At 40.1% G+C, this 257-nt stretch carries 1 pseudogene; it reads right to left on the bottom strand.

The window, feature by feature from the left end:
• Positions 1–154: 154 nt before the first annotated feature.
• Positions 155–257: pseudogene (locus G9F48_RS19460) on the bottom strand (class I SAM-dependent methyltransferase); the annotation flags it as partial.

Raw genomic sequence — 257 nt, 5'->3', positions numbered from 1 at the left:
ATATTTTCTGATAAATTTCATTTGTGCCAAATGGACGGTACCGCCTTACGGAATGTTATTTTCTTTCCTTAATTTGTGTTATCGTCCTGATTTCCATTCATTTTAAAAAGCAAAAGCAGCGCGGGATTTTGCATCTCACACTGCTTTTTCGCCATTATTTTTCTTTTTGAATCCATTGATCCAATTTTGCCATCATCTCCCGCATCGCCTGCTGGTTCGCAAAGGAAGGAAGATTCGCCAAAAGCGCTTGTTTCGGC

The sequence above is a fragment of the Bacillus sp. EKM420B genome (genome assembly GCF_011065565.1).
In the GTDB taxonomy this organism is placed as follows: domain Bacteria; phylum Bacillota; class Bacilli; order Bacillales; family Bacillaceae; genus Bacillus; species Bacillus velezensis.
This window is presented reverse-complemented; position numbering and strand designations above follow the sequence as displayed.